Raw genomic sequence first — 15993 nt, forward strand, 5'->3', positions numbered from 1 at the left:
CGGCAAAGCTGATCTGCGCTTGTCACGCATTTGACGATCCTCCGTTCACATGGCGCTTGGCACCATTGGATTGGTTCTGTTCGACAAGGGCACGGGCAGTGCTTTCATCGGTGATCAGGCCGCTCAGGTAACGGCTTTCGAGCACCGCCTTGATGGCACGCACTTTGATCTTGCCGCCGGCGACGGCGACGATCCTGCGGCCTTTCAACTGGCCCCGCGGAAGCGCCAGAATTCTTTCCGAAAGCGCTGTTTCCACCGGGCGCCCCTTATCATCGAAGAAGTGGGCGAGCAGCTCGCCGACGCCGCCATCGCGTTTGACCTCATCGATTTCGGAATGCTCGATCATACCGGTGGCGACCAGCGAGGCTTCCCGCTCGGCGGTCCCTATCCCGACAAACATCAGGTCGGACCGGCTTGCCAGATCGAAGACGTCGCTGATGCCGCGCTGGCCAAGCAGCACCTCACGGTCCTCGGCGGTGTTGGCGACGAAAGGCACCGGCATCACATAGGCCTGCGCGCCAGTCCGCTCGGCCAGACGATGCATGACGTCGTGCGGGTTGGCCGCGAATTTGCGCGTCACGCCGCCAAGCAGCGAGACGAAACGGATATGGGCGGCGGCTGTGCGCGTCAGATATTCGACACTTGCGGCAAGGGTACGGCCATGGCCGACGCCGATCAGCATATCCTCGCCGCGATCGATCTCCCGCTTCAGAAACTGAGCGCCAGCGATGCCAAGCGCCTTCAGCGGCAATTCGTCCTGATCGAGATCAGGAACGACCTCACAATAGTCGAGCCCGTAAGCATCGATCAGCTGCTGCTCGAGGTCGATGCATTCGCCGACGTCGCCGTCGATGATCACTCTGACAAGGCCATCCTGGGTGGCCCGTGTGATGAGCCGATGCGCCTTGAGGCTGGTCAGGCCGAGCCGCTTGGCCACCTGGGCCTGTGTGAGCCCCCCGGCATAGTGAAGCCAGGCCGCGCGCGTGGCGAGGCTGGACTCATGGTCGCGGTTAGCGGTTCCGCCGGATTTCAAGCCATCTCCTCCCCAGGATGATATTATTATCTTTGCGTGCAAAAATTTTCACATCCCTGCTTCGCTGTCAATCCCTCGCCGGATTTGGCGCATGCACATACGGGGAATTCACAGGTCTCGCCCTTCCCGAAACGCCGGTCTGCCGACATTTCGGCGGGCAACATCGATCTATTAGGAGGTGAGCATGTTACTTGATCATACGGCTATGTTAATTTAACGTCAATATGTGTTATTTCGTGCCTGCGCCAGTAGAATTGCACAGCCATCGGCTATCCAATTTTTTTCTAACTAACTGTTTCTCGGGAATAATATCTAATATCTGCGAAATCCCAATCCGCCTGTGAGTTGAGCGATTGGGGATGCGGCGCATCCTTAGGCAAACCGACCGGATTGCCTTGGGAAAGAGCATCGGCGACGGAATGATCAGCCCAGCCGCATCAGGTTCCGGTTCTCGAGTTCCAGGGCGGCGGCCTCGACTTCCTCTGCGAGGCGCCCGGCGCTCCAGCCCAGCGCCCGTCCGGCAATCGTCGCAATCTCCTCCAGATCCCGGCCCGTCAGTGACCCTGATATCGCCAGGGTGCTGCGGCGCATGACGATATCGGCCAGATGTTCGACGAACTCGGTGCGGACGATGTAGTCGATTTCCGATTTGCTGTAGCTTTCTGAATCCGGCAGCCGACCCTCATCACCCGACCCATGCGTGGCGATCTGCGTGGCTCTGGTGCCATATCGCGACAGCAGCTCATCGAGACGCCGTTCTCCAGCGCCCGTTTCCGAGTGAGCCAGAGCCAGCCAACTTGCTCGCGCTGCGGCATCGACCGGGAAATCCCTGCCGCCGCCGATCGGCATGGCCTGCGTCGTCACCTTGCGGCTGCGTTGCAGGCGGCCGAGCACGGTGTCGGCGACTTCCTCGGCGAAGCCGCGAAAGGTCGTCCATTTGCCGCCGACTAGCGAAATGACCGCGAAAGGTCTGTTTCGATCCGGCTCGGCGACCGGCGCCGAGTGATCGCGGCTGATCAGCCCGGGCAGCGATGCATCCGAGGCCGGCAGCGGCCTGATGCCGCTATAGGCATAGACGATCTGGTCGCGCTCGAACGCCATCCCCGGCAGCAGCGTCCGCACGCTGTCGAGCAGGTACTCGACTTCGTCAGGCTCACAGCGCACCGCGTCGGGATTGTCGGCCTTGATGTCGGTGGAGCCGACCAGCGCCAGCCCGAGATAGTCGTAGACAAGGCAGATGCGGCCGTCATCGGCCTCGAAATAGAGCATGCGCCCGGCCAGGCTTCTGACCAGTTCGTCATGCTTCAACAGGATGTGCGAGCCCTTGGTGCCGCCGATCATCTTCGACGGCGCGCCTAGCAAATCGTTGACATCGTCGATCCATGGACCGGCGGCATTGACCACCAGCTTCGGCCGCACCGAAAAGGCCGCGCCGTTTTTCGGCTGGAAGGTCAGCACGCCATCGGCGGACTTCGCCAGCGCCGTGTAGTTCGCGCTGGCCGAGGCCGTATTTGCCTGCAGCCCATCGAGGATCAGTTCGAGCACCAGCCTTTCGGGATGGCTTATCTTGGCGTCGTAATAGGTGCCGGTGGCGACGATCGAGGGGTTGAGCGCCGGCATCTTGCTGAGCGCCTGGCGCCGCCCGACCATGCGGTGGCGCGGCATGACCTGGTTTCGCGAGCCGTAGAAATCATAGATCATCAGGCCGATCTTGATCAGGATGGCGCCGCGGCTGCGCGGCGCGCTGGTCGAGCCGAACAGCGTCCGCAGCGCCGCCAGCATGCCCTTGCTCCAGGAAAAGATCGGGATGACGGTCGGCAGCGGGCTGACATAGTGCGGCGCGTTTTTCAAAAGCAAATTGCGCTCGAGCGTCGATTGCGCCACCAGCCCGAATTCGCCAGTTTCTAGATATTTCAGGCCACCGTGAATGAGCCGCGATGGCGCGGCACTGGTGCCGGAGCCGAAATCCGCCTTGTCGACGATCAGGCAGCTGACGCCCTGCGCGCACAGGTCGCGAAACAAGCCCGCCCCGTTGATGCCGGCGCCAAGGATGACGACGTCGACCTCGCCGGTCCCGGCCATGGCGGCCAATCGCCCGGCGGGATTTTCCGTAAATGTTGCTTCGCTTGAGCTCATGGCGCTTTCGTCTTGACGATGCGCAGCTTCACGCCGGCCCGTTCGAGGGCCCGCGCCCGCGCATCGCCCAGGCCTTCGGTCGCCAGTACCACGTCGAAGCTGGTCAGATCGTCGAAGACGTGCAGTGCGATCCTGTCGAACTTGGCATGGTCGATCAGAAGGATGCGCTTGACCGATGCGGCCATCATCGCCTGCTTGACCCGCACGACATTGGGGTCCTGGATGAAGGCGGTGGTTCCAGTGATGGCCGAAGCCGAACAGATCAGCACATTGGCGCGCAGCTGCGCCACGGCGTTCTCGCAGACGATGCCGATATAGGCGTTGTAGGTGCCGTGGTACTGACCGCCGAGACAGATGAAGTCGAGTTCGTCGACATTGGTCAGCAGGGAAGCCGTCGCCACTGAATTGGTGATGACGGTCAGCGGCTTGACGTCGAGCAGCAGCGTGGCGACGGCGTTTGCCGTCGAGGAATCGTCCAGCATCACCACTTGGCCGGCCTCGACAAAATCGAGCGCCGCCCGCGCCAGCGCATCCTTCTCGGCCCGATTGACCGTCACCCGGTAGCGGAAGGCGCTTTCATAGAGGCCGGAAGGCTGAACCGTCACCGCACCGTGCAGCTTGCGCAGCACACCCTGCTGCGCCAGCCGGTCGATGTGCCGGTGGATGGTCATGCGCGATACGCCGAAATGTTCGACCAGATCGTCGATGCGCACCTGGCCGAGCTTGATCACATAGTCGGCGATCTCTTCGCGTCGTTCGTCGGCCTTGATCATGCGGTTCCCCCAGTGTCTTGCCGCGCCAGCTTCTCGATCTCCGGCCACTGCGGTTCGAGCGCACCGGCTATGCGGCCATAGAGGGAAAAGCGCTCGTTGAACACAGCACTTGAGGCCGCCATCGGCTCGTATTGGCGTGCCGTCATGCCGGCTTGCCTGGCGCCTTGTTGCGGCGTCGCGAAGATGCCCACCGCGGCACCCGCGCAAAGGGCCGCGCCAAAGGCCGCGGCCTCGTCGGTCGAGGTGACGGTGACCGGGGCATTCAGCACATCGGCAAACATCTGGACAAAGGCCGGATTGCGTGAACCGCCCCCGGTCAGGCGGATCTCGCTGATAGCAAAGCCCTCGCGCAGGGCTTCGACATGGGTGCGATGATTGAAGGCAATGCCCTCTAGAACCGCCTTGAGCATATCGCCGCGATCGTGCCAGCCGTGAAGGCCGACAAAGCTGGCGCTGGCGACATCGCCAAAGGGGGAGCCGAACAGATAGGGATGAAACAGGATGGTCGACCGCTTTTTCAGCGCCGCGTCGATCTCGCCTGCCAGAAACTCGTGGATCGAGCCACCACCGACCGATGCCCTCTCCTGTTCCGAGCGGCAGAACGTGTCGAGAAACCAATCGTAGTTCGCGGTCGAGGCCGGCGATATCGCCATGTTGTTCCAGCGGCCGGCGTCGATGGCGTTGCGACAGAGCCAACGCGGATCGACGCGCGGTTGCGAAGAGACTACTTCGTTGATGGAATAGGTCCCGGCAACAATGGCGAGCACGCCCTCCTCATGGCCGCCCATGCCAAGTGCGGAGCCAGTTACGTCATGCAGGCCGCTCGCGACCGGTGTCCCCTTGGCAAGGCCGGTCATGTCGGCGGCCTCGGCGGTAACGTGGCCGGCGATCTCGGCCGAATGCGCCATCGGCGGCAGCGCGTCGAAAAGATCGTCCAGTTCGAAGATGCGCATCGCTTCCAGCGCGTAATCCTGCGTGCGGAAATCCGTGAATGAGGTGCTTGCCTCGGTACGGTCGGTGCCGATCGTGCCGGTCAGGCAAAAGCGCAGCCAGTCCTTGCAGGCCAGTATATGCCCGATGCGGCCATAGCGGTCGGGTTGGTTCTTCCTGATCCAGGCCAGCAGCGCCGACGGAGCCGAAACGTGCGGCGCCTGTCCGGTGCGCGCCAACGCATTTTGGAAGACCCCGTCCGCCGACCATTGTTCGACAATCTCGCCGGCGCGGCTGTCAAGCGACAGGATACCGGGGCCTAGCGGCCGGCGATCCTTGTCGAGCAAATAGAGACCATCGCCGTGTGCGGTCGCCGCCACCGCCTTGATATCGTTGGCGGGCCGGCCGCACAATGCGATCGCTTCGCGGATGGCATCGGCGGTGGCTTGCCATAGCCTTGCCATGTCGCGCTCCACCCAGCGCGCATGGGGCATCGACTGCGGAACGCGCCGACGCGCCACCGACAACTGCGTGCCATCGGCATCGAAGATCACTGCCTTGGTGACCGTGAGACCGTTATCGATTCCGAGCAAACTGGGCATGGGCGCCGCCGCTTTCAGCAACTGGTGAAGGGCGCTGCAAGGCTAACCTGCAGGTTGGGATAGGGATGACAGACATGACGACAATCAACGAGCAACGGTGATACAAAAGCGACGCATCCGACGCGGTAAACAGACCATAATAGCATGTTAAGTTAACGTCAACATGTGAGATATTTTTGCGGAAAAGTCTGACGTCATCTGCGACAAAAATTGCCATCCACTCGTACCGCATCCGATGCGGGACGAAGTTCCGGCCAATGCCCAACTGGCCGGATGACCCTCAACCCTGCGCGGCGAGCCAGGGAGCGCGGTACGACTGACGCCGAACGCGCTTCGACTGGCTTTGCAAGTTCCGTGCGCAACGACCGGACAACCCGCGCTTCGGCGCCGTTCAAAGAAAACGCGACGACTCAAGAAGCTCAGCCACCCCGTCCAGTTCCTTGTGCAGGCGATGCCAGCGACGGTCGAGATAAACAAGCGAATGCGCCTCCGGGGGGACCTCGTCCGGCTGCACCTCGCCGTCAAGGAGTTCGGCCGCGACCAGCGTCGCGCCCTCGATCGGCAGGATGCCGAGCCGACGGGCGCGGAACCAGGTCGAAACGCCGGTATAGCGGGGTTCGCCCGTAGGCAGCCGCGCCCAGGCGCCTCCCGGCGGGAAACGTTCCGCGCCGCTCGACGCGCAGAGCTGCGCCAGGTCGATATCAGTGAAGCGCAGCAGGTGGATCACCATGGTCTCGGCCCGTAGCAAGGGCTCGGACGAAGTCGATTTCATGGAGAGCGAGAAAGCGACGACCGGCGGCGCAGCACTTACCGAGATCAGCGAGGATACGGTCATCGCCACCGGCCTGTCGCCGGGATCGGCCGTGATCACGGCAACACCGGCCGGATGGTGGCGAAAGGCTTCGCGGAAGGCGTTGGTCATCGGATGCGGGAAGCTCATCGACGTCTCTCTTCTGCAGCGTGAATAAGGGCCGGACGGCGTCCGCCGTCCGGCCCTTGCGGGCTACTTCTTCTCGATCAGGTCGTAGAACTGCCAGGTGCGATCGCTCCACAGGCCGCCGATGTCGCGACCGGCCGAGGTGACGATCGACGGCGCGATCGTGAAATGGTTGGCCGCCACCATCATCTCGCGGAAGGTGCGCTGGATCACGCCGGCGCGCAGCGACGCGCCGCCGCCGGCGCGGTAGGCGAAGTTGCAGATATCCACGCCAACCTCGTGAATCTCGGATTTGGCCAGATGGACAAGGCTGATCTGCCGCGTCGATACGCTGTTGCCGGCTTCGACCGTCGCCTCGATGTCGCGCCAGACTTCGAAGACAAAGGCGCGGGCAGCGCGATAGCGGGCTTCGGCGCGGCCATAGTCGTGCCAGAACTTCTCGCTTTCGCCGATCAGTCCGGCCCGGCCTGACTTCGAGCGGGCGAACTTGGCGATCTCGTCCAGCATCCGCCGCCCGGTGCCGAGCGCCCAGCCGGTATGACCGATGGCGGCGAGGCCAACGACCCCGAGACTGAAGAACTCCTTCTGGCGCAGCGGTGGTGCGGTCAGGATCGGGAAGACGAGATCGTCGGCGATGAAGACATCCTCGGCCGCATAGTCGATGCTGCCGGTACCGCCGAGGCCCAGAACGTCCCAATTGCCGACCTGCTTGTGCTGGGAGATCGGGGCATGGGCGCACATGATAATCAAATTGCCCTTGTCGTCCTTGGCGGGCTTGCCGGTGCCGTCGTCGACGAAGGCGGCACTGTGGCTATAGGTGGCGTGGCTGAAGCCGCTGCCATAGCTCCACTTGCCGTTCAGCCGGTAACCACCGTCGACCTTCTTCAGCATGCCGAGCGGCGCGCCCTGCCCCGAGAAACGGTTGTCGGTGCCCGGTGCGAACAGCCGCTCGACCGCGCTATCCGGCAGAAAGGCCGCCGACATCGCACCGATGCAGCAATGCACCATTGAAACCCAGCCGGCCGCCCCGGAGTGCCAGGTGATCGCCGCCAGCAGTTCGAGACCCTGGGTGGGTCGCAGCTGCGCACCGCCGAGGCTCTCCGCGGCGAAGATATGCGACATGCGCAGCGGCTTCAGCAGCTCGAACGTGGCCGCAGTCAGTTCGCCATTCTCCTCATCGGTGGTGGCGTTGGCTTCCAGGGCCGGCCCGATCTCCGCGATCTTGCTGAGCAAGTCGCGATAGTCGGTGGTCGTCCCCCACGAGCCGTGCTTGATGGGTTTGTTCATTGTCTTCTCCTCCTTTTCAAATGCGGTCAGCCGGCGAGGAAATCGCCGATCTTCCTGAGTGTTTCGGGTTTCTCCTGCATGACGAAATGGCCGGCATCCTCGACCAGGATCAGGCGTGCGTCGGGCAGGGCTTCGACGAAGAGCGGCGCCTGGCCAGCTGGCAGCAGACGGTCCCTGGTGCCCCAGACGACCAGCGTCGGATTGGCGATGCGCGCCAGGAAGCGCCGCAGGTTCGGATGGCCCATGCCGAACGGCGCCAGCAACCGGCCGAGCGTCTCTCCTTCGCGGGCGCGATCGGCGCCGAAGGCCTCCGCAAAGGCGGGATCCGAGCCGTCCGGGAAATAGCGCAGCGCCACCGAGACGTCATGCGCCAGATAGGCCGGCAGCTCCTGCGGCGCGACCGCGCCCAGATCGGTGGCCGGATGCGCGGGGTCGTTGAGCCCTGCCGGCGCGATCAGCACCACCTTGTCGAAACGCTCGCGCGCAAGGCCGGCGAGCTCCGTCGCTATCCAGCCGCCCATGGAAAAGCCGATGAGATGAGGCTTCTCCGGCAGGTTCAGAACATCGAGCAGGTTCAGGTAGTGCAGAACCATGTCGGACATCCCGGTCACATGCGGCGCAGCGCCCGAAAAGCCGAAGCCCGGATGGCTCGCGCAAAGCACGCGGAAACGGTCGGCGAGGCCTTCGGCGAAGTCGAAACCTTCAAGCGTCGAGGCGCCGTGCAGGAACAGCACGGGCTTTCCCTCACCAATGGCCTTCACCACCGTTTTGGTGCCAGCGACATCGTATTTGAGCGTTTCGAATTGAACGGCCATTTTATTCCTCCTCAAACAAGGTCCGGCTGGATCAGCACTTTGCATTGCGTTGTGCGGCGGCGAAGGCTCTCGAATATCTGCGGAACCGGCGAGAGGTCGATCCGATCGGTGATCAGCGCCTGCGGTGCGAAAGGTCCGCCGCGCAGCGCATCGAGGGCGACGCCGAATTCGTTGCGCTGATGGAAGAAGACCGAGAAGAGCAGGTTCACTTCCTTCGTCAGCGCGACGAATGGATCCCATTCGTCGCCGCCGATACACAAGCCGACACCGACCACCGTGCCCTGCGGCCGAACCGCCTTGACCGCCGCGTCGATAAGGCCGCGCTTGCCGACGCATTCGAAGACGATATCGGGGGCTCCTCCGCAGAGATCGGCAAGGCTATCCGCCAGCTTGTTTCCGGACAGCGCGAAACCGGTTGCGCCCAGTGCGAGCGCACGGTCACGCTGATGGCTGTGAATATCGGCCACGACCACACAAGACGCTCCCAGCCGCCGCGCCCAGAAAGCGACGAGCAGGCCGATCGGTCCGGCGCCAAGGATGGCGACCCGGTCTCCGGGCTTCATGCCCGAGCGGACGATGCAGTGCAACGCGACCGAGAGCGGTTCGGCCAGCGCGCCATCCTCCAGCGCAACGTCGTCGGGCAAGACATGGCACTGGCGCGCGGCGACGGCCGCGTATTGCGCATAGCCGCCACCAATCAGCACCATGTCGGGACAGCGGCCTGGATCGCCGCGCCTGCAGGCCTGGCAGTGCCCGCAGCCGTGCATCGGCACGACGGCCACACGCTCACCGATCCGAAGGCTCGCCACCCGTGATCCCAGCGCGATGATGTCGCCGGCGAATTCATGGCCAAGAACGAAACCTCCACCGATGCCGAAAGGCACCGGATCCTCGGTGATATGCAGGTCGCTGCCGCAGATGCCGCAGGCTGCGATGCGCAAGACGACCTCATCCGGCGCCGGCGTCGGATCCGGCACCGTGCCGATCCGCAGCGGACTGCCGACCGTATCGAAGATGGCTGCTTTCATAAAAACCCTCCCTCTCAGCGGTTCGGATCGACGAGCCTGCGTCGGATCGGGAACCATGGCGCATCCCACCGTTTCGAGATCAGGCCCCAGATGCCGGTGCGGGCGTAGAGCGCCACCAGCAGCGTCATCAGGCCGAGGACGACGAAATAGCTCGCGCCGTATTCACCGAACCAGCGGTCCGCGATGAAGAAAATCAGGGATCCGATCAGAACGCCCTCGATGGACCCTATCCCGCCGACCATGACGATGAAGATCGCGACGTTCGCCCACATCGGATCAAAGGCCGAACCCGGGGTGATGCGCAGTTGCGCCATGAAATAGATGGCGCCCGCAAGGCCGCAGCCGACCGCCGACGCGACGTAGATCAGGAAGCGCAGCTTGACGACATTCACGCCCTGGCTCGCGGCCGCGACCGGATTGTCGCGCATGGCGATCAGCGCAAGGCCGAAGCGCGAGCGAAGCAGCCAATAGCTGCCGCCCAGCGTGACGAGCAGCATCCCCGCGCAGAGCAGCGACATGGCGACATTCCGCTCGAAGGCCGAATAGTCCTTCATCACGCGAAGCGACATCCCCGCGCCGGAATTGACGAGCGGGAGATTCGAGGCGGCCAGCCGGAATACCTCGGCCACCACCCATGTGCCGATCGAAAAATAGGGGCCATCCAGGCGATGCAGCAGCAGGTAGATCGGCACGGCCAGCGCGGCCGGCGCCAGCAGCGAAAGGAAGACCGCCACAAACGGATTGATGCCGTAAGTCTGCGCCAGCACGAAAAGCGCATAGCCGGCAGCACCCATGAAGGCGTGCTGGCCCACCGAGACGAGGCCGGCATAGCCGGCTAGCAGGTTCCACATCTGCGCGACGGCGATGTAGCAGCACAGCACCAGAATCGACCGGATCGTGCCGGTCGAGGCCCACCACGGCATGGCGGCGACACCGATCAGCGCCAGCACAGCCAGCGTCATCGCGATGCGACCGGACCGGGTCTGGCGCTGGACCAGGACCTCAGGCACCTCGGTTGCCACATAGGGGATCGCACTCATGACAATGCCTTTCCAAACAGGCCCTGCGGGCGGGTCGCCAGCACGATCAGGAAGACGATGTGTCCGGCGAGCACGCCGAAGCCCGGATCGATGCGGAAGCCGACGGCCTGCGAGATGCCGAGGACCATCGAGCCGGCGAAGGCGCCCCATACCGTCCCCATGCCGCCGATGATCACCGCTTCGAAGGCGTAGATCAGTTGGGCAGGTCCGTCGGCCGGCGCGACGGTCGACCGCAACGCCTGGAAGACGGCTGCAAAACCGAGGATGCCGACCGCTGCCGCTGTCGCCATCGCATAGACAGCGCGCGGATTGATGCCGGTCATTGCCGCTGCCTCGACATCCGCCGACGCGGCGCGGAGCGCCCGGCCGAAGCGCGTGCGCTTCAGCGTCAGGTCGAGGCCTCCTGTCAACCCCGTGGCGACGGCCAGCACGATCAGCGGCAGGAGGCCGACATAGATACCGCCGATCTCGATGGATTGACTCTCGATTCCATGGCCGGGCAACGATCGGCTGTTCGCGGACCATATCTGCAGCATCAGGTTCTGCAGCGCGATCGACAGTCCGAAGGTCGCGATCAGCGAGGGCAGCGGATCGCTCCCTACCACCCGGTTCAGCACGGCCTTCTGCAGCACCCAGCCCATCAGCACCGCGAGCGGCACCAGTACGATCAGCACAGGCAGCGGCCCCAGACCCCAGGCCGTGGCGATCGAGATGCCGATCAGCGACAAAAGGATCACAAGATCGCCATGGCTGATGTTGACGATCCGCATGACGCCGAACATGAGCGCCATGCCGAGCGCATACTGGGCATACATGCCGCCCAGCAGGACCCCCTGCACCAAGGCGTCAAACCACTCCATGGCCTGCTCCAAAATAGGCTTTGCCGATCTGCTCGCGCGTGATCTCGGCGGACCTGCCGGTCAGGGTCACGCGCCCCTCCAGCATGCAGTAGAGGCGGTCCGTGGCGGTTCGGGCGAGGCCGACATCCTGTTCGACCACAATCATCGCCGTTCCGGTGGCGCGGATTTCGGGCAAGGCGGCATAGATCTCGCGGATCACCTTCGGCGCAAGACCAAGGCTGATCTCGTCGCAGAGCAGCACGCGCGGCTGGCAGAGCAGCGCGCGGCCGATCGCCACCATCTGTTGCTGCCCGCCCGAGAGGCTCTGGACCTGCGTGCGGGCCTTCTCCTTGAGGATCGGGAACAGCTGATGCAACCGCGGCAGCGTCCATCCGCCCTTGGCGCCTATGCGCGCGGCCTGGTCGATGGCGACGCGCAGATTGTCCTCGACCGACATGCCGGTGAAGAGCCGGCGGCCCTCCGGCACGATGGCGACACCCTTCTGCACCATGCGGTCGGTGGTGGTGCCGCCAACGGCCTCCCCTTGCAGCAGCACCATCTCGCGCCGGACCGGGAGCAGGCCCATGATCGAACGCAGGAGTGTAGATTTTCCTGCCCCGTTGGCGCCGATCAAGGCCACGGCCTCACCCTGGTGCAGCTCGATGTCGACGCCGTAGAGCGCCTGGAAATCGCCATAGCGGGCCAACAGCCCGTGGGTGGAAAGAACGGCCGTCATGCCTCGATCCCCATGTAGACGCGTTGGACCTCGGGCAGCGCAATCACTTCGGCGGGCACGCCTTCAGCGATCTTCTCGCCGAAGTTCAGCACCAACAACCGGTCGGCCACCGCCAGCAGCGCGTGCAACACATGCTCGATCCACACGATGGTGATGCCACGGTCGCGGATGCGGCGCACCAGCGCTACCAGCGCCTTCGATTCATCGTCGGTCAGCCCACCCGCGATCTCGTCCAGCAGCAGCAGCTTCGGATCCGACGCCAGCGCGCGCGCCAACTCCAGCCGCTTGCGATCGAGCAGAGTGAGAGCGCCGGCCGAGACATTGGCCTTGTCGGAGAGCTCGCAATCGCGCAGGACCTGGGCGCAGAAAGCATAGCTCTGCTTCTCGGACCGGCCGCCCCCCAAAGAGGCGGCCGCCACCAGGTTTTCGAAGGTGGTCATGCCGGAATAGGGACGCGGGATCTGATAGGTCCGCCCGATCCCCATCTGGCAACGCCGGAAGGGCGGCTCGCCGCGAAGCGCGGTGTCGCCGAGCTGGATCTCGCCGCCGGACGTCTTCAAATCGCCGCTGATCATGTTGAACAGCGTCGTTTTGCCCGCCCCATTCGGGCCTAGGATGCCCAGGACCTCGCCCCTATGCACGTCGAAACTCACGTCATGCAGGACGCGGACAGCGCCGAAGGACTTCGACACGCCGTGCGCTTTCAGCAGGATTTCCCTACCCATAACTGTGCCCGCGTTCCCGCTCATGTCACCAGGCGATCGGCTGGATAGCCTGCTGCGGCGCGAAGAGCTGATTGACCGTGTTGTCGACGATCTTCAGGTCATAAGGCCATTTCTCACCCTTCACCCACTGGCCGCCGAAGATCGGCGTCTTGCAGATGTTCTTGTGGGGCGAGCCGTCGAACTTGATATGACCGACCAGCGTCTGCAGATCGGTAGCGACCAGAGCGTCACGATTGGCCGCACGGTCGAGCGGATTGGAAGAGCGCTTCAGGATGTCGAGCGCGACCTCCAGCAGCGCGTGCGAATAGCCAAGCGGCTGCGTCCACTGGCGCTTCGTATCGGCTTCCCATTGGCTGGCGATGTCGCTGCTGATCTGCCCGGTCAGCGACGACTTGAACGGGAAGGCCGGGGTCCACCAGACCTCCGAGGACATGCCGTTGCCAAGCGGCCCCATCGCCTCGACACCGCCCGGGAACAGGAGCGCCGCCGCCACCGTGACCGCCTTCGGCTTGAAGCCCTGCTGGTTGCACTGGGTGACGAAGGTCTTCAGATCGTCGGGATAGGTGATGCCGCCGATGATCTCGCAGCCCTGCTTCTTGAACTCGGCGATCTGTGCGGAAAAATCATTGGTGCGGGGCTGGAAATAGCCGGGCACCACGACCTCGTAGCCGGCCTTGCGGGTCGGCGCTGGCAAGCCATATTCGTCGTTGCCCCAGGTCTCGCCGTCGATGTTCTGCGGGAACAGCATCCCGACCTTCTTGTTGGTCTCCAAATGGTTCCAGAGCCCGACGAAGGTGTTCAACGCCTCGTCGAGGCCCCAGAAGAAATGATAGGTCCAGTCGAAGGTCTGCTTGCCGCCGCCGCGCGGCATGATCACCGCTTGCCAGGGAGCGCCCGAGGAAATGCAGGGCGTTTCATAAAGTTCGGCCTGCTCGGCCGCGGGCAGGATCGTGTCGGTGGTCGAGGCCGGCACGAGCAGATGAACCTCGTCGTTCAGGATCAGATTGCCGGCGATTTCCGATGCCTTGTTCGGATTGGACTGGCTGTCGCGGTCGAGGATCTCGATTTCGTAAGTATTGCCGTCGGCGCATTGCAGCTGGCCGCCGAGCAGGGCGCGTATCTGCTGCAAGGTGTAGTCATCCGTTTCACCAAAAAGGGCGAGCGGTCCGGTCGTCGGGCTGAGGTAGCCCAGCTTGATCTTCCCGGCGGTCGCGGCGCGCACATAGGCCGGCATGCCCAGCGTGCTGGCGGCAACGCCGGCTCCAATCCCCTTCAGGACACTTCGGCGGCTGGGCCGCAAGCCCGATTTCACCAGTCTGTTGTAGTAGCTCATCGTCGGTTCCTCCCTGGGTTAAGTTTCTCCGGCCCACGGGACCGGTCTCAGTTCAAAGCGTGTTCAGGTCATCCGCAGCAGCGAGCCGCCATCGATGACGATCAGCGAGCCCGTCACGTAGGAAGCGGCAGGCGACGCCAGATAAAGCGCCAGGCCCTTGATCTCTTCGGGGTCGCCGATCCGACCGAGCAGCGACTGGGCCTCGAAGGCCTCGCGGTCCGCCGGGTTGCGCAGCCGACCGCCGGCGATGTTGGTGATGAACGGTCCGGGCAGGATGGCATTGATGCGGATGTTGTAGGCGCCAAGCTCCATCGCCATGTGGCGAACGAGATGGTTCACCGCGGCCTTGGCGGGCATGTAGGGCGTGCCCACGATGCTCTCGTTGATCAGCGATGCAATGGACGACGTGACGATGATCTGGCCGCCGCCATTCGGCTTCATGTGCCGGACGGCATGTTTGATCGTGGTGTAGACCGAGGTCAGGTTGATCTCGATCACCTTGTCCCAGTGCTCGTCGGGCAGGTTCTCGATGGCGCCCTCGGGGTTCCTTTCGCCCGTCTGGGTGTTGAAGCCCGGCCCGGCATCGATCCCGGCATTGGCGAATACGACATCGATCGAGCCCGCCTTCCCGGCGACCTTGTCGAAGGCTGCGGCCATGGCCGCACGGTCGCCGACGTCGACAACCTGGCCCCAGACATCGCCACCCACCGCCCTGATCGCGGCCACGGTCGTGTCAAGCCCGGCAGGGTTCAGGTCGAAGATGCAGACCTTCGCCCCGTGCTCGGCCATGATCTCGGCATAGGCCTGCCCGATGCCGCTGGCGCCGCCGGTGACGATCACCGACTTGCCTCTGACATCGAACATCTCCTCAAGTGCGGCCATCAGTTTCCTCCTTTGTGCGACAGCACGAAATCGAACTCCACGTCGTAGAACGGGGCCGCAACCTCGACCCTGGCGGCAGCTTCGGCGTTCTCGACCTTGCGGAATTCGGCGAGCAGGCTCTTCTTCACGCCGAAGACGGCATCTGAATCGATGTACGGGTCGTCCGGGTCGAAGATGTGCGTGGTCAGCGCTTCGAAGCCCTCGGCCTCGACGATGTAGTGGAGATGCGCCGGACGATTGGGGTGACGCCCCAGCGCGCCCAGCAGCTTGCCGACCGGACCATCATCCGGGATCGGATAGTATTTGGGCTTCACGCCGCGGAACCAGTAACGTCCGTCGGCGCCGGTGCGAAAGACGCCGCGCAGGTTGAAGTCGGGCTGGATGCCCTTCTGCTGCACGTCGTAGAAGCCCTCGTCATTGGCCTGCCAGACGTCGATCTTGGCGCCTGCGATCGGGTTGCCCTCGGTATCGAGGATGCGGCCATGCACGAACATGGGCTCGCCCTTCTGGTCGAGGCAGATGTTGGAGCCCATCGGCAGTTCGGGGGCGTCGGCGACGTGGAAGGGTCCCAGCACCGTCGATTCCGAGGCGCCCGACGGCTTGCGGTTGTTGATCGCATCGACCAGCATCGAGATACCGAGAACATCCGACAACAGGATGTATTCCTGCCGCCACTCGTTGCAGATCTGGCCCGTCTGCGTCAGGAACATGATCGCGCCGAACCATTCCTCCTGTGTCGGCTCGATCTCCTTCACCGCCTCGTGCAGCTTGCGGGTGATGACCTCCGTCACCTCTTTGAGCCGCTCATCCCCAGCGTTCCGGTTCCGCGCCACGACGACCTCGGCCGAGTTCGCTTCGGTGAAATAGCCGGATTCGTGTTCGTCGATCATGGGATCC

The 15993-nt window shown here is 63.8% G+C and carries 15 protein-coding genes; all 15 read right to left on the reverse strand.

The annotated features are described in order from the left end of the window. Positions 1-22: 22 nt before the first annotated feature. The 15 genes from NKI69_RS17835 to NKI69_RS17905 all read right to left on the reverse strand — a co-directional run bounded on the left by NKI69_RS17835 (position 23) and on the right by NKI69_RS17905 (position 15986). Positions 23-1033 (reverse strand): sugar-binding transcriptional regulator, encoded by a 1011-nt coding sequence (locus NKI69_RS17835; protein ID WP_352609302.1) that lies wholly within the window; start codon positions 1031-1033, stop codon positions 23-25. A gap of 423 nt (positions 1034-1456) precedes the next feature. Further along, entirely contained in the window at positions 1457-3169 is a 1713-nt protein-coding gene (locus NKI69_RS17840) for a glycerol-3-phosphate dehydrogenase/oxidase (RefSeq protein WP_502900182.1), read from the reverse strand. Continuing rightward, on the reverse strand, positions 3166-3942 hold the full coding sequence (locus NKI69_RS17845) for a DeoR/GlpR family DNA-binding transcription regulator (RefSeq protein ID WP_031212333.1): 777 nt from the start codon (positions 3940-3942) through the stop codon (positions 3166-3168). The genes NKI69_RS17840 and NKI69_RS17845 overlap by 4 nt, the downstream gene beginning before the upstream one ends. Further along, positions 3939-5474 carry an FGGY-family carbohydrate kinase gene (locus tag NKI69_RS17850; RefSeq protein WP_023808915.1) on the reverse strand — a complete coding sequence of 512 codons (1536 nt, stop codon included), beginning with the start codon at positions 5472-5474 and terminating at the stop codon, positions 3939-3941. The genes NKI69_RS17845 and NKI69_RS17850 overlap by 4 nt, the downstream gene beginning before the upstream one ends. 391 nt (positions 5475-5865) lie before the next feature. Next, the gene (locus NKI69_RS17855; RefSeq protein ID WP_127255083.1) at positions 5866-6414 is read right to left on the reverse strand and encodes a flavin reductase family protein; all 549 of its coding nucleotides are present in this window, start codon (positions 6412-6414) and stop codon (positions 5866-5868) included. 63 nt (positions 6415-6477) lie between these two features. Beyond that, on the reverse strand, positions 6478-7698 hold the full coding sequence (locus NKI69_RS17860; protein ID WP_352440102.1) for an acyl-CoA dehydrogenase family protein: 1221 nt from the start codon (positions 7696-7698) through the stop codon (positions 6478-6480). Between the two features lie 26 nt (positions 7699-7724). Further along, entirely contained in the window at positions 7725-8513 is a 789-nt protein-coding gene (locus tag NKI69_RS17865) for an alpha/beta fold hydrolase (protein WP_352722224.1), read from the reverse strand. An 11-nt stretch (positions 8514-8524) separates the two neighbouring features. Then, on the reverse strand, positions 8525-9541 hold the full coding sequence (locus NKI69_RS17870; RefSeq protein WP_352440103.1) for a zinc-dependent alcohol dehydrogenase: 1017 nt from the start codon (positions 9539-9541) through the stop codon (positions 8525-8527). A gap of 14 nt (positions 9542-9555) precedes the next feature. Next, complete coding sequence (locus NKI69_RS17875; RefSeq protein WP_352440104.1) at positions 9556-10581, reverse strand: branched-chain amino acid ABC transporter permease; 1026 nt, start codon at positions 10579-10581, stop codon at positions 9556-9558. Beyond that, complete coding sequence (locus NKI69_RS17880) at positions 10578-11441, reverse strand: branched-chain amino acid ABC transporter permease (protein WP_352440105.1); 864 nt, start codon at positions 11439-11441, stop codon at positions 10578-10580. The genes NKI69_RS17875 and NKI69_RS17880 overlap by 4 nt, the downstream gene beginning before the upstream one ends. Further along, entirely contained in the window at positions 11428-12156 is a 729-nt protein-coding gene (locus tag NKI69_RS17885) for an ABC transporter ATP-binding protein (protein ID WP_352673900.1), read from the reverse strand. The genes NKI69_RS17880 and NKI69_RS17885 overlap by 14 nt, the downstream gene beginning before the upstream one ends. Then, on the reverse strand, positions 12153-12881 hold the full coding sequence (locus NKI69_RS17890; protein ID WP_352722226.1) for an ABC transporter ATP-binding protein: 729 nt from the start codon (positions 12879-12881) through the stop codon (positions 12153-12155). Before NKI69_RS17890 ends, NKI69_RS17885 begins: the two co-directional genes overlap by 4 nt. Positions 12882-12906: 25 nt before the next feature. Beyond that, on the reverse strand, positions 12907-14214 hold the full coding sequence (locus NKI69_RS17895; protein WP_352440107.1) for an ABC transporter substrate-binding protein: 1308 nt from the start codon (positions 14212-14214) through the stop codon (positions 12907-12909). Positions 14215-14277: 63 nt separating this feature from the next. Further along, positions 14278-15096, reverse strand: a complete 819-nt coding sequence (locus tag NKI69_RS17900; protein ID WP_352440108.1) for an SDR family NAD(P)-dependent oxidoreductase — start codon at positions 15094-15096, stop codon at positions 14278-14280. Continuing rightward, positions 15096-15986 (reverse strand): intradiol ring-cleavage dioxygenase, encoded by an 891-nt coding sequence (locus NKI69_RS17905; protein ID WP_352722229.1) that lies wholly within the window; start codon positions 15984-15986, stop codon positions 15096-15098. The genes NKI69_RS17900 and NKI69_RS17905 overlap by 1 nt, the downstream gene beginning before the upstream one ends. Positions 15987-15993 lie beyond the last annotated feature (7 nt).

This window comes from Mesorhizobium sp. M0491 (assembly GCF_040321265.1).
Lineage (GTDB): Bacteria > Pseudomonadota > Alphaproteobacteria > Rhizobiales > Rhizobiaceae > Mesorhizobium.